The 23,896-nt window shown below is 34.6% G+C and carries 25 protein-coding genes, 1 tRNA gene and 4 pseudogenes; 14 read left to right on the top strand and 16 right to left on the bottom strand.

From position 1 onward, the window contains the following. The first annotated feature begins 43 nt into the window (after positions 1-43). From AAGD95_RS06130 to fumC, 3 genes are all read left to right on the top strand, one after another. A complete protein-coding gene (locus AAGD95_RS06130) occupies positions 44-742 on the top strand; it encodes a transposase (protein WP_341818201.1) in 699 nt (232 codons plus the stop codon). A 132-nt stretch (positions 743-874) separates the two neighbouring features. Next, entirely contained in the window at positions 875-1,726 is an 852-nt protein-coding gene (locus AAGD95_RS06135) for an IS982 family transposase (protein ID WP_410542088.1), read from the top strand. A gap of 248 nt (positions 1,727-1,974) precedes the next feature. Next, positions 1,975-3,369, top strand: coding sequence for a class II fumarate hydratase (gene fumC, locus AAGD95_RS06140; RefSeq protein WP_341818483.1), 1,395 nt, complete (start codon positions 1,975-1,977; stop codon positions 3,367-3,369). A 4-nt stretch (positions 3,370-3,373) separates the two neighbouring features. On the opposite strand, the pseudogene AAGD95_RS06145 reads toward fumC, so the two are convergent. The 4 genes and pseudogenes from AAGD95_RS06145 to AAGD95_RS06160 form a co-directional block, all read right to left on the bottom strand. Continuing rightward, a pseudogene (locus AAGD95_RS06145) lies at positions 3,374-3,517 on the bottom strand (transposase); the annotation flags it as partial. Between the two features lie 80 nt (positions 3,518-3,597). Continuing rightward, positions 3,598-4,419: a DNA polymerase III subunit delta' gene (locus AAGD95_RS06150; protein WP_341818484.1), complete on the bottom strand. Its 822-nt coding sequence runs from the start codon at positions 4,417-4,419 to the stop codon at positions 3,598-3,600. A 17-nt stretch (positions 4,420-4,436) separates the two neighbouring features. Further along, positions 4,437-5,024, bottom strand: coding sequence for an L-threonylcarbamoyladenylate synthase (locus AAGD95_RS06155; RefSeq protein ID WP_265026062.1), 588 nt, complete (start codon positions 5,022-5,024; stop codon positions 4,437-4,439). Between the two features lie 118 nt (positions 5,025-5,142). Next, positions 5,143-5,613, bottom strand: coding sequence for a hypothetical protein (locus AAGD95_RS06160; protein ID WP_265034860.1), 471 nt, complete (start codon positions 5,611-5,613; stop codon positions 5,143-5,145). Positions 5,614-5,688: 75 nt separating this feature from the next. Between AAGD95_RS06160 and miaA the strand changes: the two genes are divergently transcribed. After that, on the top strand, positions 5,689-6,573 hold the full coding sequence (miaA, locus tag AAGD95_RS06165) for a tRNA (adenosine(37)-N6)-dimethylallyltransferase MiaA (protein WP_341818485.1): 885 nt from the start codon (positions 5,689-5,691) through the stop codon (positions 6,571-6,573). Positions 6,574-6,651: 78 nt separating this feature from the next. Here miaA and AAGD95_RS06170 read toward each other — a convergent pair whose 3' ends face one another. The 5 genes from AAGD95_RS06170 to AAGD95_RS06190 form a co-directional block, all read right to left on the bottom strand. Then, positions 6,652-7,503 (bottom strand): IS982 family transposase, encoded by an 852-nt coding sequence (locus AAGD95_RS06170; protein ID WP_410542088.1) that lies wholly within the window; start codon positions 7,501-7,503, stop codon positions 6,652-6,654. A gap of 321 nt (positions 7,504-7,824) precedes the next feature. Continuing rightward, the gene (locus tag AAGD95_RS06175) at positions 7,825-8,577 is read right to left on the bottom strand and encodes an alpha/beta hydrolase (protein WP_341818486.1); all 753 of its coding nucleotides are present in this window, start codon (positions 8,575-8,577) and stop codon (positions 7,825-7,827) included. A 1-nt stretch (position 8,578) separates the two neighbouring features. Next, the gene (locus tag AAGD95_RS06180; RefSeq protein WP_265034440.1) at positions 8,579-9,097 is read right to left on the bottom strand and encodes a c-type cytochrome; all 519 of its coding nucleotides are present in this window, start codon (positions 9,095-9,097) and stop codon (positions 8,579-8,581) included. A 207-nt stretch (positions 9,098-9,304) separates the two neighbouring features. Next, positions 9,305-10,156, bottom strand: a complete 852-nt coding sequence (locus AAGD95_RS06185; RefSeq protein ID WP_410542088.1) for an IS982 family transposase — start codon at positions 10,154-10,156, stop codon at positions 9,305-9,307. A 684-nt stretch (positions 10,157-10,840) separates the two neighbouring features. Then, positions 10,841-11,341 carry a Smr/MutS family protein gene (locus AAGD95_RS06190; RefSeq protein WP_341818487.1) on the bottom strand — a complete coding sequence of 167 codons (501 nt, stop codon included), beginning with the start codon at positions 11,339-11,341 and terminating at the stop codon, positions 10,841-10,843. A 92-nt stretch (positions 11,342-11,433) separates the two neighbouring features. On the opposite strand from AAGD95_RS06190, the gene rlmB reads away from it, so the two are divergent. From rlmB to AAGD95_RS06205, 3 genes are all read left to right on the top strand, one after another. Beyond that, on the top strand, positions 11,434-12,198 hold the full coding sequence (gene rlmB / locus AAGD95_RS06195) for a 23S rRNA (guanosine(2251)-2'-O)-methyltransferase RlmB (RefSeq protein ID WP_341818488.1): 765 nt from the start codon (positions 11,434-11,436) through the stop codon (positions 12,196-12,198). A gap of 79 nt (positions 12,199-12,277) precedes the next feature. Further along, the gene (locus AAGD95_RS06200; RefSeq protein WP_265026377.1) at positions 12,278-13,000 is read left to right on the top strand and encodes a Bax inhibitor-1/YccA family protein; all 723 of its coding nucleotides are present in this window, start codon (positions 12,278-12,280) and stop codon (positions 12,998-13,000) included. Continuing rightward, positions 13,001-13,537, top strand: coding sequence for a cytochrome c oxidase assembly protein (locus tag AAGD95_RS06205; protein WP_341818489.1), 537 nt, complete (start codon positions 13,001-13,003; stop codon positions 13,535-13,537). It abuts the gene before it with no gap. A gap of 166 nt (positions 13,538-13,703) precedes the next feature. On the opposite strand, the gene AAGD95_RS06210 is transcribed toward AAGD95_RS06205, so the two are convergent. Then, entirely contained in the window at positions 13,704-14,555 is an 852-nt protein-coding gene (locus tag AAGD95_RS06210; protein ID WP_410542088.1) for an IS982 family transposase, read from the bottom strand. 207 nt (positions 14,556-14,762) lie between these two features. Here AAGD95_RS06210 and era point away from each other — a divergent pair, with 207 nt between their 5' ends. The 3 genes from era to AAGD95_RS06225 all read left to right on the top strand — a co-directional run bounded on the left by era (position 14,763) and on the right by AAGD95_RS06225 (position 17,595). Further along, on the top strand, positions 14,763-15,647 hold the full coding sequence (gene era / locus AAGD95_RS06215; RefSeq protein ID WP_341818490.1) for a GTPase Era: 885 nt from the start codon (positions 14,763-14,765) through the stop codon (positions 15,645-15,647). Beyond that, positions 15,640-16,461 carry a 3'-5' exonuclease gene (locus AAGD95_RS06220; protein WP_341818491.1) on the top strand — a complete coding sequence of 274 codons (822 nt, stop codon included), beginning with the start codon at positions 15,640-15,642 and terminating at the stop codon, positions 16,459-16,461. The genes era and AAGD95_RS06220 overlap by 8 nt, the downstream gene beginning before the upstream one ends. A gap of 177 nt (positions 16,462-16,638) precedes the next feature. Next, the gene (locus AAGD95_RS06225; RefSeq protein ID WP_341818409.1) at positions 16,639-17,595 is read left to right on the top strand and encodes an IS5 family transposase; all 957 of its coding nucleotides are present in this window, start codon (positions 16,639-16,641) and stop codon (positions 17,593-17,595) included. Positions 17,596-17,740: 145 nt separating this feature from the next. Here AAGD95_RS06225 and AAGD95_RS06230 read toward each other — a convergent pair whose 3' ends face one another. Both AAGD95_RS06230 and AAGD95_RS06235 read right to left on the bottom strand, forming a co-directional pair. After that, entirely contained in the window at positions 17,741-19,438 is a 1,698-nt protein-coding gene (locus AAGD95_RS06230; protein ID WP_341818492.1) for a penicillin-binding transpeptidase domain-containing protein, read from the bottom strand. Then, positions 19,393-20,232 carry a polysaccharide deacetylase family protein gene (locus AAGD95_RS06235; protein ID WP_341818493.1) on the bottom strand — a complete coding sequence of 280 codons (840 nt, stop codon included), beginning with the start codon at positions 20,230-20,232 and terminating at the stop codon, positions 19,393-19,395. The genes AAGD95_RS06230 and AAGD95_RS06235 overlap by 46 nt, the downstream gene beginning before the upstream one ends. Positions 20,233-20,357: 125 nt before the next feature. Between AAGD95_RS06235 and AAGD95_RS06240 the strand changes: the two are divergent. After that, a pseudogene (locus AAGD95_RS06240) lies at positions 20,358-20,807 on the top strand (magnesium chelatase domain-containing protein); the annotation flags it as partial. On the opposite strand, the gene AAGD95_RS06490 reads toward AAGD95_RS06240, so the two are convergent. After that, entirely contained in the window at positions 20,734-20,883 is a 150-nt protein-coding gene (locus tag AAGD95_RS06490) for a hypothetical protein (RefSeq protein WP_410542076.1), read from the bottom strand. The pseudogene AAGD95_RS06240 and the gene AAGD95_RS06490 sit on opposite strands and share 74 nt — an antisense overlap. A 15-nt stretch (positions 20,884-20,898) precedes the next feature. Between AAGD95_RS06490 and AAGD95_RS06245 the strand changes: the two genes are divergently transcribed. From AAGD95_RS06245 to AAGD95_RS06255, 3 genes and pseudogenes are all read left to right on the top strand, one after another. Beyond that, positions 20,899-21,750 carry an IS982 family transposase gene (locus AAGD95_RS06245; RefSeq protein WP_410542088.1) on the top strand — a complete coding sequence of 284 codons (852 nt, stop codon included), beginning with the start codon at positions 20,899-20,901 and terminating at the stop codon, positions 21,748-21,750. Positions 21,751-21,869: 119 nt separating this feature from the next. After that, entirely contained in the window at positions 21,870-22,430 is a 561-nt protein-coding gene (gene coaE, locus AAGD95_RS06250; protein WP_341818396.1) for a dephospho-CoA kinase, read from the top strand. Between the two features lie 51 nt (positions 22,431-22,481). Continuing rightward, positions 22,482-22,604 (top strand): annotated as a pseudogene (locus AAGD95_RS06255) (IS982 family transposase); the annotation flags it as partial. A gap of 8 nt (positions 22,605-22,612) precedes the next feature. Here AAGD95_RS06255 and AAGD95_RS06260 read toward each other — a convergent pair. From AAGD95_RS06260 to hemF, 3 genes and pseudogenes are all read right to left on the bottom strand, one after another. Then, positions 22,613-22,819, bottom strand: a pseudogene (locus AAGD95_RS06260) (RNA methyltransferase PUA domain-containing protein); the annotation flags it as partial. A 28-nt stretch (positions 22,820-22,847) separates the two neighbouring features. Beyond that, positions 22,848-22,919 (bottom strand) — tRNA-Glu (locus AAGD95_RS06265). A gap of 103 nt (positions 22,920-23,022) precedes the next feature. After that, the gene (hemF, locus tag AAGD95_RS06270; RefSeq protein ID WP_265026170.1) at positions 23,023-23,847 is read right to left on the bottom strand and encodes an oxygen-dependent coproporphyrinogen oxidase; all 825 of its coding nucleotides are present in this window, start codon (positions 23,845-23,847) and stop codon (positions 23,023-23,025) included. Between the last annotated feature and the right edge of the window lie 49 nt (positions 23,848-23,896).

Consider the following 23,896-nt stretch of genomic DNA (forward strand, 5'->3'; position numbering starts at 1 on the left):
CAAAATTCATTATAAATAACCATTTAACTGTTGAAGAAAAAATATGCCACAGAAAATGAAAGTCAGTAACCAAAACGAATATAACAAATTCCTTGAAAAAAGGGGAAATATTTTTCATTACATCGATGAAGCTATCGAAAATTGGTATGAAAATAGTCCAAAAATGCAGGGCGGCAACTATATTTACAGTGATAAAGTCGTAATTTTGGTGCATATAATTGTCAATCTTTTTAGAATTGGTTTAAGACAAACGGTGGGGTTTATAAAAGGATATCTGCAACAAATAGGAAAAAATTTGGCAGTTATCAGCTATTCACAAGCATCAAGAAGGTTTAAAAAACTTAATATTAAGATAAATGATTGCAGGGTTGATAAAAGCAACATGGAAAATATTGAAATTATCATAGATAGCACAAGTATCAGCATTTACAGTAACACTCCTGGCCACAGTAAGGAAAACAGTGCAGATAGAAAGTACCGAAGCTACGAGCAAGTAAGAAAGTTACATGTTATGTTAAGTGTAAATAGTAAAAAAGCTATAGCTGCAAGATACAGTAATGGCTTCTACTCTGACCACTATGGAGCTTGCGATTTGCTTGAAGAAGTTAATTTTCAGCACAAAATAAAAGCATTATATGCAGATAGGGCATACGATAGGCACAAACTTTATAAATTGTGTAAGAAATACGATATAAAGACAAAAGTTCTACCAAAAAAGGATGCAGCAGAACATTCAAAATAGATTATATGTCTGACAGAAATGCTGCTATTAACGCGAATTCTGGATTAAAGGAGAATAGAAAAGGCAAGAAAACAGGGTAAACTCAGCAGTTATAAAAAAACAGATGAGGTTAACCATGGAAGATATAACAAACTGTTTTGTTTGGTCGATGATTTTTGCAGAGATATAGAGAAAAATTTTGCAGGTAAACTACTGCCAAATGGTAAAAAACCCACAAGAACAACGGAAATTGAGCACTCCGAAATCATGACAATAATCCTGCTATATCAACAATCTCCGTGTAAAAATTTCAAAACTTTCTATCTACATTACCTAACGTTGCTCTACAAATCAGAGTTTCCAAAGTTGCCTTCATATACCAGGTTTGTTGCTCTAAAGCCTAGGGTTTTGTGGCATTTAGCAATGTTGTTGCATTGGCTTTGTGGACAGTCAGAAAACACTGGAATTTCATATATAGACACAACTCCCATTGCAGTTTGTCATGCAAAAAGAATATCCAAAAACAAAGTTTTTGCTGGAATTGCAAAATTAAGCAAGAGTACTTACGGCTGGTTTTTTGGTTTCAAATTACATATGGTAATCAATGAAAATGGTGAAATTCATTCACTTACGCTAACAAAAGGCAATGTTGATGATAGGATACCTGTGCCAAATCTGACGGAAAAATTAACCGGCCTTTTGTTTGGTGACAAAGGTTATATTGCAAAAGAGCTTTTTCAGAAGCTGTTTGACCGAGGTTTGAAACTTGTTACCAAGGTGAAAAAAGGTATGAAAAATGCATTGATTTCGCTAAATGAGAAGATTTTACTGAGAAAAAGGTCTATCATTGAGACTGTTTTTGGTTACCTAAAAAATAGACTAGAAATTGAACACACTCGCCATAGATCCCCTGTTAATTTTTTGGTTCATATCTTTTCTACTCTCATTTCCTATTCCATCAAATCCAAAAAGCCTTCTATTTCCTATACTTTCTTCCTTCCTTAATCCAGAATTCGCGTTAATGAGAAAAATCATCATTTGTTTAAATGCTATGATAAAAAACAATAATTTTTATCTTGATGTTTAAGACGGTAGATGCCAGTGTCAGCTACTTGCATCTACCATGCAAGTTACCTGAAAATTGCAATGTTCGTACACTTGACTACTTGGATCTAGTATGATTTAATTAACCAAGAAGTAGACATGAAAAAATTATATAGTGAACCAGTTTGCATGATGCTAAGAAGGAAAATATGGATAGAAAAACGAGAATAGAATCAGACAGCTTAGGGGAAGTAAAAGTACCAAGTGAACATTATTGGGGAGCACAAACTCAGCGTTCTTTAGAAAATTTTAAGATTGGCACAGAAAAAATGCCAGAGCCTCTGATTAAAGCATTAGCAATAGTAAAACTTGCAGCAGCACATGTTAACATGAAGCAGGGTAGCATAGATAATAAGGTAGGGGACGCAATCTGCACAGCCGCAAGGGAAGTAATAGATGGCAAATTTAATAATGAATTTCCGCTTGTTGTTTGGCAAACCGGATCCGGAACGCAGACTAATATGAATATGAATGAAGTGATCAGCAATCGCGCAATAGAGATTTTAGGTGGTAATTTGGGTAGTAAATCTCCGATACATCCAAACGATCATGTGAATTATGGTCAGTCGTCAAATGATACCTTTCCAACAGCAATGCATATAGCAGCAGCAGAGCAAATAAACTGCTTGCTTATTCCAAATCTTGAAAAATTGCATAAGGGGCTGAATAATAAGGTTCAGGAATTTAAAGATATAATAAAAGTAGGACGTACTCATCTGCAAGATGCAACGCCCCTAACACTGGGACAGGAGTTCTCTGGCTATGCAGTCCAGATTAAAAAGGGGATAGAGAGAGTAAAATCAACTTTAAGTGATATATATGAGCTTGCACAAGGTGGCACTGCGGTTGGCACGGGACTCAATACTAAAAAGGGTTTTGCTGAAGATTTTGCAAAGCAAGTTGCAGGAATTACTAATCTTCCATTTACTTCAGCAGGCAATAAATTTGAAGCACTAGCAGCAAATGATGCTTTAGTTGAGCTCAGTGGAACACTCAATACAGTAGCAGTCAGTTTAATGAAAATTGCAAATGATATAAGGTTGCTTGGTTCTGGTCCAAGATGCGGAATTGGGGAAATAATGTTACCGGAAAATGAGCCTGGTTCTTCAATTATGCCAGGTAAAGTGAATCCAACTCAGTGTGAAGCGGTGACTATGGTATGCACTCAAGTTATGGGAAATCATGTTGCTGTAACAATTGGTGGCTCAAGTGGTCATTTTGAACTGAACGTGTTTAAGCCAGTGATAATTTACAATGTTTTGCAGTCTATAAGACTTTTAGCTGATGCAAGTTTAAATTTTACAGAAAAATGTGTAGTTGGTATTAAAGCAAATGAAGAGAGGATAAAAGATTTACTGAATCAGTCGTTGATGTTGGTCACTATATTAAATACGCATATAGGGTACGACAATGCAGCAAAAATAGCGAAGCTTGCTTATAAAGAAAATATCACTCTAAAAGAAGCAGCAGCAAAACTTCAACTGCTCACTGAGGAGGAGTTTGAAAGGATAGTGAAACCAGAAGAAATGGTAAATTATTTGTAACCGCTCACAAATTTCCACTTAATTCTTCAATCTCACTAATAGAAAGGCCAGTAAACTTGACAATAGTGTTGACATCAACATTATTAGCCAACATTGTTTTTGCAACTTCAATTTTTCCTTCAATTTTCCCTTCAGTTTTTCCTTCCTTAATCCAGAATTCGCGTTTCAAGTATTAAATTAACAGGATTTTATCATGAATTTATGTTAAAAGTATTATATTTCGTAAACTTATGTCATGATATTAACTACATTAGCTAAAACATGCTTTTTATCTAAGTGGAGTTGCTTAGCAACAACAAAAAGTTCATCTATTTTTTTCCACTGACTTAGCAGAATTTCAACATCATTTACCTCTCTCTTTATGCTTTCTAAAATGAAGGCCTGAATTATATATGATGCTAGTTCTAGTTCGATTTCGCTATTAATTACTTTATTAATCATATTGGGATTCTTTAAATCATGAAGGAATTTATAAAAGCACTTGTATGCTTCATAAGCATCACTACTTATTGCATTTATTATCATTCCTGGCATTCCAGGAAATAAAGTAATGATTTCATCAAATATTTGATCATCAAATTTACATTGAGATGAAACAACTTGCTTTGTTTCATCATAAGTTAATAGGAGTAAATTCAGCTGAAAGCACCTACACAAGATAGTGGTTTGTATATCATATGGCTTATGGCTAATTATAAATATCTTAGAATTTTTTGGCGACTCTTCTAATATTTTCAATATTGCGTTTTTAGCGTTATTAGTCATTACCTCTAAGCTATCTATTATAGCTATTTTGTGTTCTGATTGAATGGGACTTAAGTGTAGAAAGTTTTTCATTTCTCTGACTTTTTCTATTCCGATAGTATCACCTTCAACAATGTGTAAGTCCAATGCTGCCACGTCATAGTTTTTTGTAAGAAACCAATAGGAGAAGGATTTTGCAAATGTTGCTTTCCCTATACCTTTTTTACCGCAGATCAGCCAAGACTGAACAGACAAGTTGTTCATTAATTTTTTTTTGGCTTGGTTGTGACCTATTACTTTTTTCATTCTTGCTCCTATAGATCTTAGTTTGAAAATGCGTTGTTTACTGTTTGTAATGAAATTGCACCTTCCCTTAAAACCTTAATCTTATCTTCGGTTAAGTCAATAATAGTAGATTCTATACCAGAAACTAGTTCGTCATCTTCAATCACTACAGATAAATGTTGCTTAATGGATTGTGGTATATCGTCTGCCTTACATACACTTTTTTCTCCTGAAATATTTATACTAGTTGCAACTATTGGAACTTTCAGTTTATTTAATATTGAAATTGCAATAGGATGCTCAGGGATTCTGATGCCTATACTATCTTTAAAGAATTCGTTTGGCAATATGTTGTTGTTTTTAAGTGGTAAAATGTAGGTAATTGGTCCAGGAGAAAAGTGATTTACTAAACCAATATACTTTTTCTCTAGCTTTGCTATTTTTGTCAAATTGTAAATATCACTAACAAATATGGAGAGTGGCTTATTCTGAGAGCGTTTCTTTATCTGATATATTTTTCCTATAGATTCATTATCTAGTGCATTACAAGCAAGAGCATACACTGTTTCTGTTGGAAAACACACTAACAAGTTGTTCTGTATTGCATTTATTATTTTAGATACCATATAGCTAGAAACTTGTTCATAACAACTAGATCAGTTTTGTTGCATTGTATCTTATATAGTAACTGCTAGTTTTTGTGAATATAATACAACGCAGCTTACCATTTGTTATGCAGATTTGCTACAGCCCAAACTCTTCATTGACTTTGTCAACTATTTCCTGTGGTGGATCTTCTCCCCATCCTGAATATAAAATCTCTCCATAGTCTGCAACATCTATAGAGCCAGTTCTGCTTTTTGCTAGAAACATTTCTCTTCTCTCTTTATCAACTAATACATAATGCCACGCTGATTTTCCACGATCTTTACCACGCACTAAATATACGAGATCTGATCTACTTCTTTTTGTTGCATCAGCAAAAGATCTTTCATTGACAGTTCTGCTTTTACTTTTTATGCCGCCACTTTCAGAAAAAGCTTCCTTGGATTCGGTTTTTTTGCCTGCTAATTCAGAAATTTTTCCTTTTTCCCCTAATGCACGTTCTTTGGTGTTTTGAGACGAATACTTGCTGGAAAAACCTTCCCCTGTACCGCCAGGAGTCCTGTTTGTGAAACGCTTAATAAATGAATTATTGTCGTTGTTTTCTGCCATAAAAATCTCCAAACTTTAGATTGTAGGACCAAAATTTTTACTACACTCTATCATATGTTAATTAAATTAATATAAATGAAAAATAATATAGTAATTATTACAGGAATTACGGCCTCAGGTAAATCAGAATTGTGTGATAACCTGATAAAAAAATATAATAATATCAGCATAATAAATTGTGATTCAAAGCAGTTATACAAAGAAATTCCCATAATTACTGCTCAACCACCAAAGCAAGAAGTATTTTATAAACTATATGGTTATGTCTCAGCAAAAGAAAATTATTCCGTGGGTCTATGGTTAGAGGATTTAGAAAAAGAAGTTAATCACGCATTAGAAAATGCTCAAATACCTATCATCACTGGAGGAAGCGGGCTTTACATCAGCAGTTTAATCAAAGGCTTATCATCAATGCCACAAATAAGTCAGGAAGTGAGGAGAAATGTAAGTGAATTAAGAAAAAATTTAAGTAAAGAGGAGTTTTACAAATTAGCGCTAAGCAAAGATCCAAGGATTCAAGGTAAAGTGTTCATGAATGACTCGCACCGCCTTTCAAGGGCACTTGAAGTTATCACTGAAACTGGTAAGACAATCTTTGTATGGCAAGAAAATAGACAGCCTCCTTTATTCAATAATTTTAAGATATATACAATTCTGCCTAAACGTGAAGATGTATACCGAAAAATAAATTTTCGTTTCATTACAATGATTGAAAATGGAGCAATTGATGAAGTAAAAAAGCTACTTAGCATGAACCTAGCCCCACATTTGCCAGCTATGAAAGCACATGGAGTGCCAGAAATTATAAAGTACTTGAAAGGTGAGATTACTTTAGACGAAGCAATACAAATTGCTCAAACAAACACAAGACACTACGCGAAACGTCAGTATACCTGGTTTAAAAACCAATTTCCAAATGCTGAAGTGATTGATTGTGCAAATGAGCTCAAGATATTTTAATTCAGGCCGTGCTCATTACTATGAATAGGGGGTTCCATATTTTCCAGATGGTCGCTTACTTATGACGCGAATTCTGGATTAAGGAAGGAAGAAAGTATAGGAAATAGAAGGCTTTTTGGATTTGATGGAATAGGAAATGAGAGTAGAAAAGATATGAACCAAAAAATTAACAGGGGATCTATGGCGAGTGTGTTCAATTTCTAGTCTATTTTTTAGGTAACCAAAAACAGTCTCAATGATAGACCTTTTTCTCAGTAAAATCTTCTCATTTAGCGAAATCAATGCATTTTTCATACCTTTTTTCACCTTGGTAACAAGTTTCAAACCTCGGTCAAACAGCTTCTGAAAAAGCTCTTTTGCAATATAACCTTTGTCACCAAACAAAAGGCCGGTTAATTTTTCCGTCAGATTTGGCACAGGTATCCTATCATCAACATTGCCTTTTGTTAGCGTAAGTGAATGAATTTCACCATTTTCATTGATTACCATATGTAATTTGAAACCAAAAAACCAGCCGTAAGTACTCTTGCTTAATTTTGCAATTCCAGCAAAAACTTTGTTTTTGGATATTCTTTTTGCATGACAAACTGCAATGGGAGTTGTGTCTATATATGAAATTCCAGTGTTTTCTGACTGTCCACAAAGCCAATGCAACAACATTGCTAAATGCCACAAAACCCTAGGCTTTAGAGCAACAAACCTGGTATATGAAGGCAACTTTGGAAACTCTGATTTGTAGAGCAACGTTAGGTAATGTAGATAGAAAGTTTTGAAATTTTTACACGGAGATTGTTGATATAGCAGGATTATTGTCATGATTTCGGAGTGCTCAATTTCCGTTGTTCTTGTGGGTTTTTTACCATTTGGCAGTAGTTTACCTGCAAAATTTTTCTCTATATCTCTGCAAAAATCATCGACCAAACAAAACAGTTTGTTATATCTTCCATGGTTAACCTCATCTGTTTTTTTATAACTGCTGAGTTTACCCTGTTTTCTTGCCTTTTCTATTCTCCTTTAATCCAGAATTCGCGTTTCTAAGCACTCTAAACAGCATATTAAAACTGCTATATTTTAATATATAGAAATTTTTTATAACAAACAACGTCACTATTAACTATTGCATCCCTGAACATTTTGATTCATCATTCTTTTTATAAAAAAACATTCTCAACTTTCTCTCCACTTTTTCTGGGTAAGGTCAGTTTAGCTATAGGCAGCAATTTTCTGTATTTACTTTAAATTGAAGAAAGCTCAAATAAGTGAACGGTTACAAAATTCCCTAATGGTCTTAAATAAAACTTCCAGTGAATGATTGTCAGACATGTTATGCTCTGCTGATTTTATTAAGTGTACTTCAACATCAGTTGACTTGATTTTTTCAGCTAAATTCAATGAAGTTTGATAAGGAACATCTTTATCATTAATGCTATGCAATAAGTGCACAGGACAGTTTATATCTATTGTCTCTTTGTTTAAAAGAAGGTTCTTTCTGCCATCTTCGATCAAATTTTTAGTTATTTTGTATGTACAATGCTCTGAAGTAAAATCTATTACACCTTTAGAATCTAGTTCTTCTTTTTGCTTGCCTGACAATTGCTTGAATATCAAATCTTCAGTGAAATCGGGAGCAGACGATATGCCGATTAATGCTGCAATTTTTTCTGAAAATTGAAGGGCAGTGAGCAGCATCAGCCATCCTCCGATACTTGAACCTATAACTATTTGTTTACCACTAGTTAATTCACTTATCACTTTAGCACAATTTTTTTGCCAATCACTTATTGTATAATCGGCAAAATTACCACTTGAGTTACCGTGACCAAAGTAATCAAATAGCACAAGTGCTACGTCATTTTCTTGGCAAAATTTGTAAATAGCAGTTGCTTTAGTTCCATTCATATTTGATGCAAATCCACCGAAAAAAACTACAGAAGCTTTCTTTCCTTGTAGCTTTCGATATGCTATGTGACCATTATTTCCATCAAACAATTTACAATAATCCATACTACTTTGGCAAAGCAACCGGACTATCGCTCATCGAACGCAAATAGCTGACTAGATCTGCAATTTCTTGTGGATTGGAAATACCTGCAAATGCCATACGTGTACCTTTTATATAGGCTTTTGGGTTCTTTAAAAAGGCAAATAGCTCCTCATACCCCCATTTTCCACCTTTTTCAAGCACTGCTTTTGAGTAATTGAATGAGTTGCCAAGATGGGCCTTTTTGTTTCCAATTACGTTCCATAAATTTGGTCCTACTTTATTCATTCCACCTTTCTCAAAACTGTGGCAAGCTATACATTTTTTCGCTGCTGATTTACCTTTCTCAAAGCTAGCATTCTGCATGAGCGCTCCAATATCAAGCGCCACTTGCTCAATTTTTTGCTGAGGCTCAGCAGCTACTATCGTTTGGTGTTCAATCTTATATTCCTCTGGACTATACAGCATATCAACTACGTTGCTGACTATCATAATGATTAGCCCAGAAAGTAAAATCGATGCTGCAATCTTATTAAGCTCCATAGTTAATTTTTATCAATTAATGTTGCTTAAATTATGCAAATATTTTCGCAAATAGCAATCAATTACCTTGAAGCTCGCTAAAGATGAGAGTCTCTAGCTACAAATATTAAGAAATTTACCAAACGAAAAAAAAGGCAAAAGAAACCCCGGCTAATATCTATTTAAAAACATTGGCGTTTTTTTTATGTTTTAAACGCGAATTCTGGATTAAGGAAGGAAGAAAGTATAGGAAATAGAAGGCTTTTTGGATTTGATGGAATAGGAAATGAGAGTAGAAAAGATATGAACCAAAAAATTAACAGGGGATCTATGGCGAGTGTGTTCAATTTCTAGTCTATTTTTTAGGTAACCAAAAACAGTCTCAATGATAGACCTTTTTCTCAGTAAAATCTTCTCATTTAGCGAAATCAATGCATTTTTCATACCTTTTTTCACCTTGGTAACAAGTTTCAAACCTCGGTCAAACAGCTTCTGAAAAAGCTCTTTTGCAATATAACCTTTGTCACCAAACAAAAGGCCGGTTAATTTTTCCGTCAGATTTGGCACAGGTATCCTATCATCAACATTGCCTTTTGTTAGCGTAAGTGAATGAATTTCACCATTTTCATTGATTACCATATGTAATTTGAAACCAAAAAACCAGCCGTAAGTACTCTTGCTTAATTTTGCAATTCCAGCAAAAACTTTGTTTTTGGATATTCTTTTTGCATGACAAACTGCAATGGGAGTTGTGTCTATATATGAAATTCCAGTGTTTTCTGACTGTCCACAAAGCCAATGCAACAACATTGCTAAATGCCACAAAACCCTAGGCTTTAGAGCAACAAACCTGGTATATGAAGGCAACTTTGGAAACTCTGATTTGTAGAGCAACGTTAGGTAATGTAGATAGAAAGTTTTGAAATTTTTACACGGAGATTGTTGATATAGCAGGATTATTGTCATGATTTCGGAGTGCTCAATTTCCGTTGTTCTTGTGGGTTTTTTACCATTTGGCAGTAGTTTACCTGCAAAATTTTTCTCTATATCTCTGCAAAAATCATCGACCAAACAAAACAGTTTGTTATATCTTCCATGGTTAACCTCATCTGTTTTTTTATAACTGCTGAGTTTACCCTGTTTTCTTGCCTTTTCTATTCTCCTTTAATCCAGAATTCGCGTTTTTAAACGTCTAATAACCGCGATTCAGCTGCTTTTTAATGCAACTAACCTTTAGTCATAAATGTTTAGGAAATTTACTAAGCAGAAAAAAAAGGCAAAAGATATTCCGTGTTAGCTAGTTGTCACTCTCTAATCCTGCAAATTGGCGTTCTATACTGTCTTAAATGTTTAGGAAATTTACTAAGCAGAAAAAAAAGGCAAAAGATATTCCGTGTTAGCTAGTTGTCACTCTCTAATCCTGCAAATTGGCGTTCTATACTGTCTTAAACGCTTTATAAGCGCGTTTCAGCTTATATAGCTAGAAATGTTGTGAAGACATAAGGTGCGCATAGTGCAAAAAATTAAAAATAAGACGCCATTACGTAATACTGTTGTCGTTTGATCTGCACAGATTGAAGATAAATGAATACCTTCAGTACCATGATAGGGGGGCTGGCAAAATGTGTCAAGTAAGTTTTTTCGTTTCTATAGCTACTTGAATAACGGCTACAATGTTTGTACAATTGTGCGTCATGCGCTGCCGAACACTGATTTTTATATGGTTATACAAGAAAAATTAAGGCTTAAAAGGAATTTTAAGTATCAGGACTCAAGGTTTTTATTCCTTCTTAATAAAACATAAAAAGCTCCTTTACCACCATGTTTTTTCGTAGCTTGCTGGTAGTATAGAGCCATATGCTGGATTTTAGTGTCATTTAACCATTTACTTAAGTTACTCTTTATAGTGTCTGTTTTATTTGTTGCACTGCCGTATCCCGTAATTACCAATAAACATCTATTTCCTGCTCGATAATTTTTGATAATAAAATCTACCAATTTACAGTAAGCATCCTCTATATTATAGCCATGCAAATCGAGCTTATCGCTTATAAAATATTTACCCCTATCAATCTTTGATTTTGTGTTGTAGTCAAGACAAAATGATGAGTTACCATTATTGGTATTAAGAAAATTCCCTTGTAAGTCGGAGGTACCTTTATCAACCATAGACTTTATATTTACTTTATGATCAACTTTCAAAGTAACTTTTCTACATTCTATTGGCTTAACATTTTTTTGCCAATCCAACTTATCGTCCGACATAAACGCATTAATCGAATTGTATAATTTTACAACAATATCTAAACATAGTAAAATGTTGCTTATTCTATAAAAACCCGATTTTCAATAATACGATGAAATCGTCAAAAACTAATGAGAATTTTTGGCTGTATGGAAAGCACACCTGCATGTCAGCACTGAAGAATAAAAATAGGCGGTGTATAGAACTGTTAGCAACAGAAAATTTCTATAGAGAACACGAAAAAGAAATTAGGCAATGTGTAGACAGTAAGGGCATTAAAGTTCGATTAGTAGAAAACAAAATACTTAATGACGTTTTACCCAAAGGTGCTAACCATCAGGGAATTGCTTTAAATGTTGCCCCTATTCTTTATAACTTAAGCATTGAAGAAATAGCTGAAAGCTCGAACGATAGCTCTACCATAGTCATTTTAGATCAAGTCACTGACACGCACAATATTGGGTCGATTTTAAGAACTTCAGCTTGTTTTAATGTCAATGCATTGGTTTTACCACATAACCATTCACCGAGTGAAAATGCATCTATTGCAAAAGCAGCAAGTGGGGCATTAGATATTGTCCCGCTAATATACGTTACAAATATAGTAAAAACTATGCAGTCTTTGAAAGAGGTCGGCTACTGGTGTTACGGGTTTGATTGCAATGCTAAAGAAAATATAGATGAAATAAAGAGCTTTGAGAAAAAAAGAGTAATTATTTTTGGTTCCGAAGAGAAAGGAATGCGGAGGTTAGTTAAAGAAAATTGTGATTATCTTTTAAAAATCCCAATGTCAAACGTAATTGACAGCTTAAATGTTTCAAATGCAGCAGCAATAGGCCTATATTCTATTTATATTAAAACAAATGCCAGCGCATAGCTGTTTATAATAAAAATACTTGATAAAAATGTGGTTTTATATTATAATGTGTTAAATAATAGACAAAAGGAGTTATATTATGTCTTACATGAGAAATGAACAGGATATTCGCTCTCAAGGCGCTTATTATAGTGCTGGGCTTAGAAGTTACCTAACTAAAGTATATAACTACATGGCTTTAGCTTTAGGCGTTACAGGGCTTGTTGCGTTTCTAACGGTATTTTCTGGTCTTTTTCAGGTAATTCATTCTAATCCTGTTCTGTCGCTTGTGATAATATTCTCTCCAGCTGCATTGGTGATCTATATGCGGTATAGAATTCAACACCTAAGTGCTCAGTCTGCCGTTACTATATTTTTCTCGTTCTCAGTGTTAATGGGGCTTTCCTTATCTTATATTTTTATAGTTTATACTGCAGAAAATATAGCAAGAGCGTTTTTCATTACATCAATTATGTTTGGCTCTATGGCTTTATATGGTAATACCACAAAAAGAGATCTTACAAGTATGGGCTCTTTCTTGATTATGGGAGTCTTGGGGATAATTATAGCATCCGTAGTAAATTTATTCCTTGGAAGTAGTCCTCTCTACTTTGCAATATCGTTCATATCAGTAATAGTCTTTACCTTAATGACTGCGTATGATGCTCAAAGAATCAAGGACGTTTATTATAAATATAACGACGGATCAGAAGTCGCTACTACTAAATTGGCAATACTGGGTGCAACTGATCTTTATTTTAACTTTATTAACATATTTCTCAATCTACTCAGGTTACTTAACTTGTTCAATAATAGGGACTAGATGTTTTCCTTTTTAAGGAAAGGTAGTAAGAATTCTATAGTTTTCTTTTTAATATCTTTAGTCGTGTTGATGCTATGTCTTGCATATGCATCGGTGCCTCTATACAGCATTTTTTGCAAAGCTACTGGATATGGTGGCACAACAAGAAAAGTAACTAATGCAACAATAAGTGCAACTGACCAAAAAATCAGGGTTCACTTCAATGCTGATATAATGTCCGATCTACCTTGGGAATTTAAATCAGAAACTAACTACGTTGATGTAAACATAGGAGAACAAAGTTTAGCTTTTTATTACGCAAAAAATCTATCTGATCAGCCTTCATTTGGTATGGCAGTATATAACGTTACGCCTTTCAAAGCAGGTAAGTATTTCAATAAAGTTGCATGCTTTTGTTTTGAAGAGCAAATGTTGCTACCAAAACAAAAAGCTGCTATGCCCGTATCTTTCTATATAGATCCTGAGATAATACTTGATAGTAATACAAAAGATTTGAGCGAAATAACACTATCATACACGTTTTTTAAGCTTAAGTAACAAACTTTTTCCTATTGTCATCCAAAGCTGAAAGAAGGTATCCGTTCAGGATAGCGGCAAGGTAGTATAACCATAGAGTAAAAGTGAGTTTACAACAAATGGTGTCATTCCAGTGCTTGACACTGGAATGGCTTTGTTGCATAGCACCTTAAACGCGAATTCTGGATTAAGGAAGGAAGAAAGTATAGGAAATAGAAGGCTTTTTGGATTTGATGGAATAGGAAATGAGAGTAGAAAAGATATGAACCAAAAAATTAACAGGGGATCTATGGCGAGTGTGTTCAATTTCTAGTCTATTTTTTAGGTAACCAAAAACAGTCTCAATGATAGACCTTTTTCTCAGTAAAATCTTCTCATTTAGCGAAATCAATGCATTTTTCATACCTTTTTTCACCTTGGTAACAAGTTTCAAACCTCGGTCAAACAGCTTCTGAAAAAGCTCTTTTGCAATATAACCTTTGTCACCAAACAAAAGGCCGGTTAATTTTTCCGTCAGATTTGGCACAGGTATCCTATCATCAACATTGCCTTTTGTTAGCGTAAGTGAATGAATTTCACCATTTTCATTGATTACCATATGTAATTTGAAACCAAAAAACCAGCCGTAAGTACTCTTGCTTAATTTTGCAATTCCAGCAAAAACTTTGTTTTTGGATATTCTTTTTGCATGACAAACTGCAATGGGAGTTGTGTCTATATATGAAATTCCAGTGTTTTCTGACTGTCCACAAAGCCAATGCAACAACATTGCTAAATGCCACAAAACCCTAGGCTTTAGAGCAACAAACCTGGTATATGAAGGCAACTTTGGAAACTCTGATTTGTAGAGCAACGTTAGGTAATGTAGATAGAAAGTTTTGAAATTTTTACACGGAGATTGTTGATATAGCAGGATTATTGTCATGATTTCGGAGTGCTCAATTTCCGTTGTTCTTGTGGGTTTTTTACCATTTGGCAGTAGTTTACCTGCAAAATTTTTCTCTATATCTCTGCAAAAATCATCGACCAAACAAAACAGTTTGTTATATCTTCCATGGTTAACCTCATCTGTTTTTTTATAACTGCTGAGTTTACCCTGTTTTCTTGCCTTTTCTATTCTCCTTTAATCCAGAATTCGCGTTGATACCATTATAGAGTGAACTAGTGTCAGCTACTTGGATGACAGGAGAATGATGTCATACAAGTAGCTTGACGCTCGCATCCAGTTTTCTTTATAATTTCCTTTGTGAAAGAACAAAAGTCCTTATTTGTAACCATAGCTGGCTTACCAAATGCTGGGAAGTCTACATTAATTAACAGCATCATAGGCAAGAAGATTGCAATTGTCACCCCTAAAGTGCAAACAACAAGGACGCAAATAAGGGGTATTGCAACATGCAACAACACACAAATTGTCTTTACTGACTCCCCAGGAATTTTCTCAGCAGAAACAAAACTTGAAAAAGCTTTAGTCAAGTCTGCATGGTCAGCAATCAAGGGTGATGACATCACTTTGTTGCTTGTTGATGTAAGCAATTATTTGAAAAATATAGAAAGAATTAAGACTATATTTGCACGACTGCAGCGCACAAAAGGCAGATGCATTTTGGTTATCAATAAAACTGATTTGGTAAAAAGGCCTGAATTAAAGATGGCGCATGAGCATCTGAATTTGCTTTATAAATTTGAAAAGGTTTTTACAATATCCGCATTAAAGAATGATGGACTTTCTGATTTGGTGAATTACTTATCTGAAGTTGCACCGGTGAGCCCTTGGTTTTATGAAGAAGATCAAATAACCGATTCCTCGACAAATTTTTTATCAGCAGAAATTACGAGAGAAAAATTATTCTTGAACTTGCGTGAAGAATTGCCATACTCTACAGCTGTTATAACTGAACAATTTGAGGAAAAAAAAGATAAGAGTTTAGTCATAAAACAGATCATATTCGTGTTGAAAGATAGTCATAAAAAAATAGTGCTAGGAAAAGATGGCAGTAATATTAAAAAAATTAATATCGAAGCGCGTGCTGAACTAGAAAAATTATTTGAGTGCAAGGTACACCTCTTTTTATTTGTGAAAGTGCGACCTTGGATTGACCGTCCTGAGGAGTATATAGGCAATGCTTAATTCTTTATTGGTATTTGATATTGAAACTATACCAGATGTAAATTCCTGCAAAAATTTACTCAATATTAGTGATGATAGTAGTGTAGAAGAGAAGAGGGATGCATTAACAAAATATCATCTTGAAATAACAAACGGGCAAAACTCTTTTTTGCGTCAGCCCTTCCACCAAATTGTAGTTATTAGTTTTTTACTTTGCAATATAAGCTACCAGAGCGGTTATGAGGTGTTCACACTGCAAGAAATAAGATCTGGAGGTACACTAAATTCCAGTGAAAAGGAGCTAGTGAAAGGATTTTTTAACTACATATCAGAGAAAAAGCCAAGATTAGTTTCGTTCAACGGACGCACTTTTGATATACCGGTACTGAAGTATCGTGCTATGGTCCATGGCATTCAAGCAGAATATTTTCATAAAGCTGGCGATAAGTGGAATAGTTACAATCAGAGATATAGCAGTGATTGGCATTGTGATTTGCTTGAAACCCTCTCTGATTTTGGAGCTTCTGCGAGAGTAAAAATGAACGAAGTTTGTGCAGCATTTAACCTTCCTGGTAAAATTGGAGTTGATGGGTCACAAGTTATGGGCTTATACGATAGCGGCAAGATACAAGAGATTCGAGATTATTGTGAAACAGATGTAATTAACACTTATTTAATTTACTTAAGGTTCATGCATCATCAGGGAAGGATTACTACTGAAAGCTACAACAAAAGTGTGGAAGAGCTGCTTTTAGAGTGCGAAAAAAAAGAACATCTAAAAAAATTTAAAGAAGAGTGTATCTGTTCAGAGGAGTGGCTAATGTGCAAATATTGAAGCAAAGTGCGTGACACACAGCTGTACGAACATTTGTTTGCAAAGGTAATTTGCACAACAAATGGTGTCATTCCAGTGCGTGACACTGGGATGGCTTTGTTGCATAGCAACCGAAAAAATCTGGTGGCTACTGACAAAATTCATTATAAATAACCATTTAACTGTTGAAGAAAAAATATGCCACAGAAAATGAAAGTCAGTAACCAAAACGAATATAACAAATTCCTTGAAAAAAGGGGAAATATTTTTCGTTACATCGATGAAGCTATCGAAAATTGGTATGAAAATAGTCCAAAAATGCAGGGCGGCAACTATATTTACAGTGATAAAGTCGTAATTTTGGTGCATATAATTGTCAATCTTTTTAGAATTGGTTTAAGACAAACGGTGGGGTTTATAAAAGGATATCTGCAACAAATAGGAAAAAATTTGGCAGTTATCAGCTATTCACAAGCATCAAGAAGGTTTAAAAAACTTAATATTAAGATAAATGATTGCAGGGTTGATAAAAGCAACATGGAAAATATTGAAATTATCATAGATAGCACAAGTATCAGCATTTACAGTAACACTCCTGGCCACAGTAAGGAAAACAGTGCAGATAGAAAGTACCGAAGCTACGAGCAAGTAAGAAAGTTACATGTTATGTTAAGTGTAAATAGTAAAAAAGCTATAGCTGCAAGATACAGTAATGGCTTCTACTCTGACCACTATGGAGCTTGCGATTTGCTTGAAGAAGTTAATTTTCAGCACAAAATAAAAGCATTATATGCAGATAGGGCATACGATAGGCACAAACTTTATAAATTGTGTAAGAAATACGATATAAAGACAAAAGTTCTACCAAAAAAGGATGCAGCAGAACATTCAAAAATAGATTATATGTCTGACAGAAATGCTGCTATTAGGTTAATAAAATTATATGGACAAGATGGTGTAAAAGAGTGGAAAAAGGAAGCAATTTATGGAAAGAGATCTTACATAGAAGGATTTTTCTCAAGGTTGAAGCAAGTATTTGGATTTAGCTTTAGGAATAAATCTGAAGTAAATCGTGAAAAAGAATTACTAATTAAGTGCTATTTGCTCAACAAATTCACTGATATTGGTATGGCTAAATTTGAAATCATTACATAAATTTGTCGTAAACCATCACTGCTTAAGGTGCTATGCAACAAAGCCATCCCAGTGTCACGCACTGGGATGACACCCTTCCTGGCGGAGATTGTTCTCAAATCACAATGTTCGTACAGTTGTGGATTCATTCGCGTTAAAAAATAGACTAGAAATTGAACACACTCGCCATAGATCCCCTGTTAATTTTTTGGTTCATATCTTTTCTACTCTCATTTCCTATTCCATCAAATCCAAAAAGCCTTCTATTTCCTATACTTTCTTCCTTCCTTAATCCAGAATTCGCGTTCATAGTTTCAAGCATATACTGAAATATCTCATTAGCTATAGCAACATCTTGGCGTGGGGCTTTGCCGTGTTCTATAAACACAGAGATTGCGTAGCGCGGGTTATGGTAAGGGCCATAAGCGATAAATAACTTATGACTTTCGCCCTTAGAGTTTATTTCTGGTGTACCGGTTTTGCCGGCAATTTGTATACCGCTTAGCCCTTTTTTATAGGTTCCAGTTTTAGAATTCACCACGTCAAACATAGCTTTTCGAACTATGCTAAGATGCTCACGATTCACATCAATATCGGAAAAATCTTGTATCGTTTTACTCATTTCAATGTGGGGAATTACCTCTTTTCCTGTTGCAAGCCTTGCCGAAAGAACTGCAAGCTGCAGTGGTGTTGTAAGTATATACCCTTGTCCTATAACTAGGTTGATAGTGTCACCTAAATACCACTGCGAATATAGCTTTCGTGCGCGCCAATCTCTATCGGGCAACAATCCTGGAGCTTCTTCTTTAAACGTTCCAATCAGTGGCCCACTTCCAATACCAAATTTTCTGGCCATTTCTACTAGAGAGTCTACACTTATTTTTTTTCCTATGTTATAAAAGTAAGTGTTGCATGATAATGCCATTGCCTCATTTAAAGATATATATCCATGGACTTTGCTTTTCAAGCAGCGAAATTTCCGCTCACCTATTTTCATATAGCCCTTACACGAGAATTTTTCTTCTGGTGTGATTATTCCGTCCTTTAAACCTGCAAGCGCAACCATTATTTTAAATATTGAACCAGGTGGAATTTGATATGATAACGCACGATTCACGAGCGGCAATGAAGGAGCATTCAAGCTCTCCCAAGTCTCATTTGATAGCCTGCTAGCAAAAAGATTATTATCGTAAGAAGGTGAATTATATAATGCTAAAATTTCTCCATTATTTACATCAATTACCACTGCGGAGCCTTGGTGATCTTTAAATACCTCTGCGATTTTCTCTTGCAGATTAATATCAATTGTCAGTTGTACATCTTGTCCGTCTTGTTGTGGTATGCTTGATAATTCTTTTATGACGCGTTTTTTAGAATTTATTTCCTGCTCAGATTTTCCTGGCTTGCCTTTCAATATATGATCATATGTATATTCAATACCGCTGATTCCTACTTCGCTTATGCCTTGCTGTCTTTTTGTATATCCGATTACATGAGAACACATTGAACCAAACGGGTAATAACGTTTATAAAGAGCAGTTACTTTTGTTTCTGACGATTTTGCTATTTTAGACTCGACTTCTGATAATGTTTGCAAATCAACTTCCTTACCAGAACCATCAAACAAAACAACATACGAAATTTTGTTTATCGCAAGTTCAATGCTATTCCTATCTAAAATTTTGCCTCGCTGAGGCATAATAGTGGTGATTCGTACCCTATTGTTATTAGACAGCGTTTCGTATTTTTGTCTGTTTCGTACTTGTAAATTATATAACCTATAGCTAAAAACAGCGGAAATGGTAAGCTGAATACCGCCTAATATAAATGCTCTGCGGTTAAAGACTTTGTTTTTTGTCCACATAACATTCCTTCAAAACGCACTTTTCCCCCCTCTTTTATTGTTACACTTCTGGCTTTTACCGTATTACAAACCCTTTTTTCCCACTCACTTAAGGTAACAAATTTGTAACCTGATTTTTTTAGTATTTTAATAATATGAGGTAAAGCTTCAATTGTGTTTGATCTGTTATTGTGATCATGAAACAGTATAACTGCTCCATTATGTACATTACTTAAAACTCTTTCAACTAAAGCTTCTGGTTTATCACCTTGCCAATCTAGCGAATCAACTGTCCATAATATTGAATACATATTTAATTGATCAGTATTTTCAATCAGATTATCGTCATGACATCCATATGGCGGACGAAACCATTTTACATCTTGTTTTATTACATTTTTAATTGCTGTATTTGTCTTTTCCAATTCTTGCAATTGTTCCTCACTTGAAAGTGATGTCAACTTCCTATGCGACCAAGAGTGATTGCCTAACTCATGACCTGATTCATGAATTTTCTTTACTATTTTAGACGTTTTTTCATTTATACGTTCACCAAGCACAAAAAATGTTGCTTTTGCTTCATAGCTTTCCAGAACATTAATAATATCGTTTACTCTATTGTTAGACGGTCCATCATCAAACGTAAGCACAACAAACTTATCGTCGTTATTCAACAATTTTTTTATATTACTTAAATTTCTATATGATAGATCCAGATTACAACTAAGCCCACAGTATGGTAAATTAAAATTACAATCACCACAGAAAACCGCGCTTGAGTATAGCAAAAGAAAAGTTATTATCCTTATAAACATTTTGTAATCAGCAAAGCGATAGGATACTATGCACTTTTTTGCTAAGTTAAGCCATCTTTAATTGCTGTAGCCTTTACTTCATCACTTCTTTAATATATTATATTAACAATTTTATATAATATATTATGATTGCAAATATAAATACCGTTGCGCTTCAGGGAATTAGCACAGTAAATGTCAATGCACAAATTCATATGGCAAATGGTATTCCAGCTTTTAATATTGTTGGATTACCGGATAAAACTGTTGCAGAATCCAAAGAGCGCATCAGAGCAGCGTTAAATTCAATCAATCTACTACTACCTCCAAAAAGAATTACAGTTAATCTCTCCCCTGCGGATTTGCTGAAAGAAGGCAGTCATTATGACTTGGCTATTGCTATTGGACTACTTGTTGTAATGAATGTGATACCAGTTGAAAAAGTTCAGTCTTATATCATTATGGGTGAGCTTGCCCTTGATGGCAGAGTTATTCCAGTTTCAGGTGTGCTGCCAACAGCAATCAATGCAAAACAGACAAATAAAGGAGTAATTTGCCCAAGGGGAAATGGAGTAGAGGCTTTATACGCGAATTCTGGATTAAAGGAGAATAGAAAAGGCAAGAAAACAGGGTAAACTCAGCAGTTATAAAAAAACAGATGAGGTTAACCATGGAAGATATAACAAACTGTTTTGTTTGGTCGATGATTTTTGCAGAGATATAGAGAAAAATTTTGCAGGTAAACTACTGCCAAATGGTAAAAAACCCACAAGAACAACGGAAATTGAGCACTCCGAAATCATGACAATAATCCTGCTATATCAACAATCTCCGTGTAAAAATTTCAAAACTTTCTATCTACATTACCTAACGTTGCTCTACAAATCAGAGTTTCCAAAGTTGCCTTCATATACCAGGTTTGTTGCTCTAAAGCCTAGGGTTTTGTGGCATTTAGCAATGTTGTTGCATTGGCTTTGTGGACAGTCAGAAAACACTGGAATTTCATATATAGACACAACTCCCATTGCAGTTTGTCATGCAAAAAGAATATCCAAAAACAAAGTTTTTGCTGGAATTGCAAAATTAAGCAAGAGTACTTACGGCTGGTTTTTTGGTTTCAAATTACATATGGTAATCAATGAAAATGGTGAAATTCATTCACTTACGCTAACAAAAGGCAATGTTGATGATAGGATACCTGTGCCAAATCTGACGGAAAAATTAACCGGCCTTTTGTTTGGTGACAAAGGTTATATTGCAAAAGAGCTTTTTCAGAAGCTGTTTGACCGAGGTTTGAAACTTGTTACCAAGGTGAAAAAAGGTATGAAAAATGCATTGATTTCGCTAAATGAGAAGATTTTACTGAGAAAAAGGTCTATCATTGAGACTGTTTTTGGTTACCTAAAAAATAGACTAGAAATTGAACACACTCGCCATAGATCCCCTGTTAATTTTTTGGTTCATATCTTTTCTACTCTCATTTCCTATTCCATCAAATCCAAAAAGCCTTCTATTTCCTATACTTTCTTCCTTCCTTAATCCAGAATTCGCGTTTAAGGTGCTATGCAACAAAGCCCACTGGGATCTAGAAAATCTAGTTAATATATATAGAGAAACCTTAGCTATAGTTTCGAAAAGAGTCTGATGTATTTTGCTATATGATCATAGGTCTAACAGGGGGAATTGGTGTAGGAAAGAGCTTTGTAGCTAATTGCTTTCAAGAGTTTGGTGCTGCTGTATTTGATGCTGATTCTGTTGTACACCAACTTTATAAAGTGGATAAAAGCATAATAAGCTATGCAGAAAAAAATTTTCCTGGAGTGGTAGTAAATGGTGAAATAGATAGAACAGTACTGTCTAAATATTTCTTAGCCTACGATGAAAATTGGAAACAATTTCAATCTTTGGTTCATGCCGTTGTGCGAAATGAACTAGAACTTTTTATTGCTAAGGAAATAAAGATCGATAGAAAACTTTTAGTTTTAGATGTGCCACTTCTATTAGAAACAAAATTTTATTTATATTGCAACCTTATTGTTTTCGTCCATGCAGATAGCGTTGTGCAAGCTCAAAGACTTAACGAACGCAACATAGATAAAGAAAAGCTAAATTTAATCTCCAATGTTCAGTTATCTATTGAGGAGAAAAGGAAGATGAGTGACTTTATTATCGATACCAGTGTAAGCAAAGAACGCGAATTCTGGATTAAAGGAGAATAGAAAAGGCAAGAAAACAGGGTAAACTCATCTATTAATCCAGAATTCGCGTTAGAAATTGAACACACTCGCCATAGATCCCCTGTTAATTTTTTGGTTCATATCTTTTCTACTCTCATTTCCTATTCCATCAAATCCAAAAAGCCTTCTATTTCCTATACTTTCTTCCTTCCTTAATCCAGAATTCGCGTTTTGAGTGTAACTTTTGTCAATTTACGCGATATATTAACTACTTCTCCTAACCATTCTCCATCTTTTCCATTAAAAAGAGAGAGATTATCATACTTCTTAAGCCGCATTACATTGCAAATATAGTGACTTTGTTGTGGATTAAGTGCTAAACTCACGCCTTGTGATAAAGCTTCTTCAACATAAAGCCTAATTTTTCCCATTTAAAACTTTAATTATATTCTATTTGAGTGACTCTTACGGGATTTGAACCCGTGTTACCACCGTGAAAGGGTGGTGTCCTAACCACTAGACGAAAGAGTCAATGTTAATAACTCAAGTTATATTGATTATGCACATAAAGTCAATTCAATTGTTTTACGACACAAGCAGTTTTTGTGAAATCCCAATTTGTAATAAGAGTGATTTACACCCACTTAACAAGTGGTGGCATTGACATCATAATTGCATCTGGATTGCCGTCAGTCATCAAACCAAACCTTGTGCCACGATCGTATAACAGATTGAATTCTACATATCTGCCACGTTTTATTAATTGATTTTCTCGTTGTTCTTTTGTCCAAGATTTTTGTATATGTTTACGTATGATGTGCAAATAAATTTCCAAAAAGGCTTCACCTACTGCTTTTGTGAACTCAAAATCATTCTCCCAATTGCCAGAACTCAGATTATCATAGAAAATACCACCAATGCCACGCGGCTCTTTTCTGTGTTGTAAGAAAAAATAGTTGTCACATTGCTCTTTAAATTTTGGATAATATCCGGTGTCAAATCTATCACATGTCATTTTGATTAATTCATGAATATACTTGCAATCTTCTTCATTTTTATATATCGGCGTAAAATCCATTCCTCCACCAAACCATTGTTTTGAAGTATATATCAGCCTTGTGTTCATATGCGCTGCAGGGATAAGGGGCGATTGCATATGAGACACTAAAGATATACCGCTTGCCCAAAACTCTCCGTTACTTTCACTTGCACCAGGAATCTCATTAATGGCTGAATCTGCAAATTTTCCGTGTACTTTTGAAACGTTTACTCCAACTTTTTCAAAAACATTACCAAAAATAATTGTAGATTCACCACCTCCACCACCTGGGCGATCCCACTTTCTCTTTTCGATCTTTGGCTCTGCGGATGATTGTTTTTCAATTAATAAGAAAGATTCTATAATCTTATCTCTTAGTGCACAGAACCACTTAAATGCTTGTGTTCTTTGTTTTTCCATAATATCCTCTCGCTAGCTTATTAACATTGTTATATCTGATATTTAAGGA

It is taken from the genome of Wolbachia endosymbiont (group B) of Ennomos erosarius (assembly GCF_964026905.1).
GTDB lineage: Bacteria > Pseudomonadota > Alphaproteobacteria > Rickettsiales > Anaplasmataceae > Wolbachia.

What these genes read in the sequence shown, in the direction of transcription:
- miaA (WP_341818485.1), top strand. Translation starts at nt 5,689, where the DNA reads ATGAAAAATAATATAGTAATTATTACAGGAATTACGGCCTCAGGTAAA.
- AAGD95_RS06180 (WP_265034440.1), bottom strand. Translation starts at nt 9,097, where the DNA reads ATGGAGCTTAATAAGATTGCAGCATCGATTTTACTTTCTGGGCTAATC.
- hemF (WP_265026170.1), bottom strand. Translation starts at nt 23,847, where the DNA reads ATGGAAAAACAAAGAACACAAGCATTTAAGTGGTTCTGTGCACTAAGA.
- AAGD95_RS06490 (WP_410542076.1), bottom strand. Translation starts at nt 20,883, where the DNA reads ATGGTTAACCTCATCTGTTTTTTTATAACTGCTGAGTTTACCCTGTTT.
- fumC (WP_341818483.1), top strand. Translation starts at nt 1,975, where the DNA reads ATGGATAGAAAAACGAGAATAGAATCAGACAGCTTAGGGGAAGTAAAA.
- AAGD95_RS06150 (WP_341818484.1), bottom strand. Translation starts at nt 4,419, where the DNA reads ATGAAAAAAGTAATAGGTCACAACCAAGCCAAAAAAAAATTAATGAAC.
- AAGD95_RS06200 (WP_265026377.1), top strand. Translation starts at nt 12,278, where the DNA reads ATGTCTTACATGAGAAATGAACAGGATATTCGCTCTCAAGGCGCTTAT.
- AAGD95_RS06220 (WP_341818491.1), top strand. Translation starts at nt 15,640, where the DNA reads ATGCTTAATTCTTTATTGGTATTTGATATTGAAACTATACCAGATGTA.
- AAGD95_RS06175 (WP_341818486.1), bottom strand. Translation starts at nt 8,577, where the DNA reads ATGGATTATTGTAAATTGTTTGATGGAAATAATGGTCACATAGCATAT.
- AAGD95_RS06230 (WP_341818492.1), bottom strand. Translation starts at nt 19,438, where the DNA reads ATGTGGACAAAAAACAAAGTCTTTAACCGCAGAGCATTTATATTAGGC.
- AAGD95_RS06225 (WP_341818409.1), top strand. Translation starts at nt 16,639, where the DNA reads ATGCCACAGAAAATGAAAGTCAGTAACCAAAACGAATATAACAAATTC.
- rlmB (WP_341818488.1), top strand. Translation starts at nt 11,434, where the DNA reads ATGAAATCGTCAAAAACTAATGAGAATTTTTGGCTGTATGGAAAGCAC.
- coaE (WP_341818396.1), top strand. Translation starts at nt 21,870, where the DNA reads ATGATCATAGGTCTAACAGGGGGAATTGGTGTAGGAAAGAGCTTTGTA.
- AAGD95_RS06130 (WP_341818201.1), top strand. Translation starts at nt 44, where the DNA reads ATGCCACAGAAAATGAAAGTCAGTAACCAAAACGAATATAACAAATTC.
- AAGD95_RS06205 (WP_341818489.1), top strand. Translation starts at nt 13,001, where the DNA reads ATGTTTTCCTTTTTAAGGAAAGGTAGTAAGAATTCTATAGTTTTCTTT.
- AAGD95_RS06155 (WP_265026062.1), bottom strand. Translation starts at nt 5,024, where the DNA reads ATGGTATCTAAAATAATAAATGCAATACAGAACAACTTGTTAGTGTGT.
- AAGD95_RS06160 (WP_265034860.1), bottom strand. Translation starts at nt 5,613, where the DNA reads ATGGCAGAAAACAACGACAATAATTCATTTATTAAGCGTTTCACAAAC.
- AAGD95_RS06190 (WP_341818487.1), bottom strand. Translation starts at nt 11,341, where the DNA reads ATGTCGGACGATAAGTTGGATTGGCAAAAAAATGTTAAGCCAATAGAA.
- AAGD95_RS06235 (WP_341818493.1), bottom strand. Translation starts at nt 20,232, where the DNA reads ATGTTTATAAGGATAATAACTTTTCTTTTGCTATACTCAAGCGCGGTT.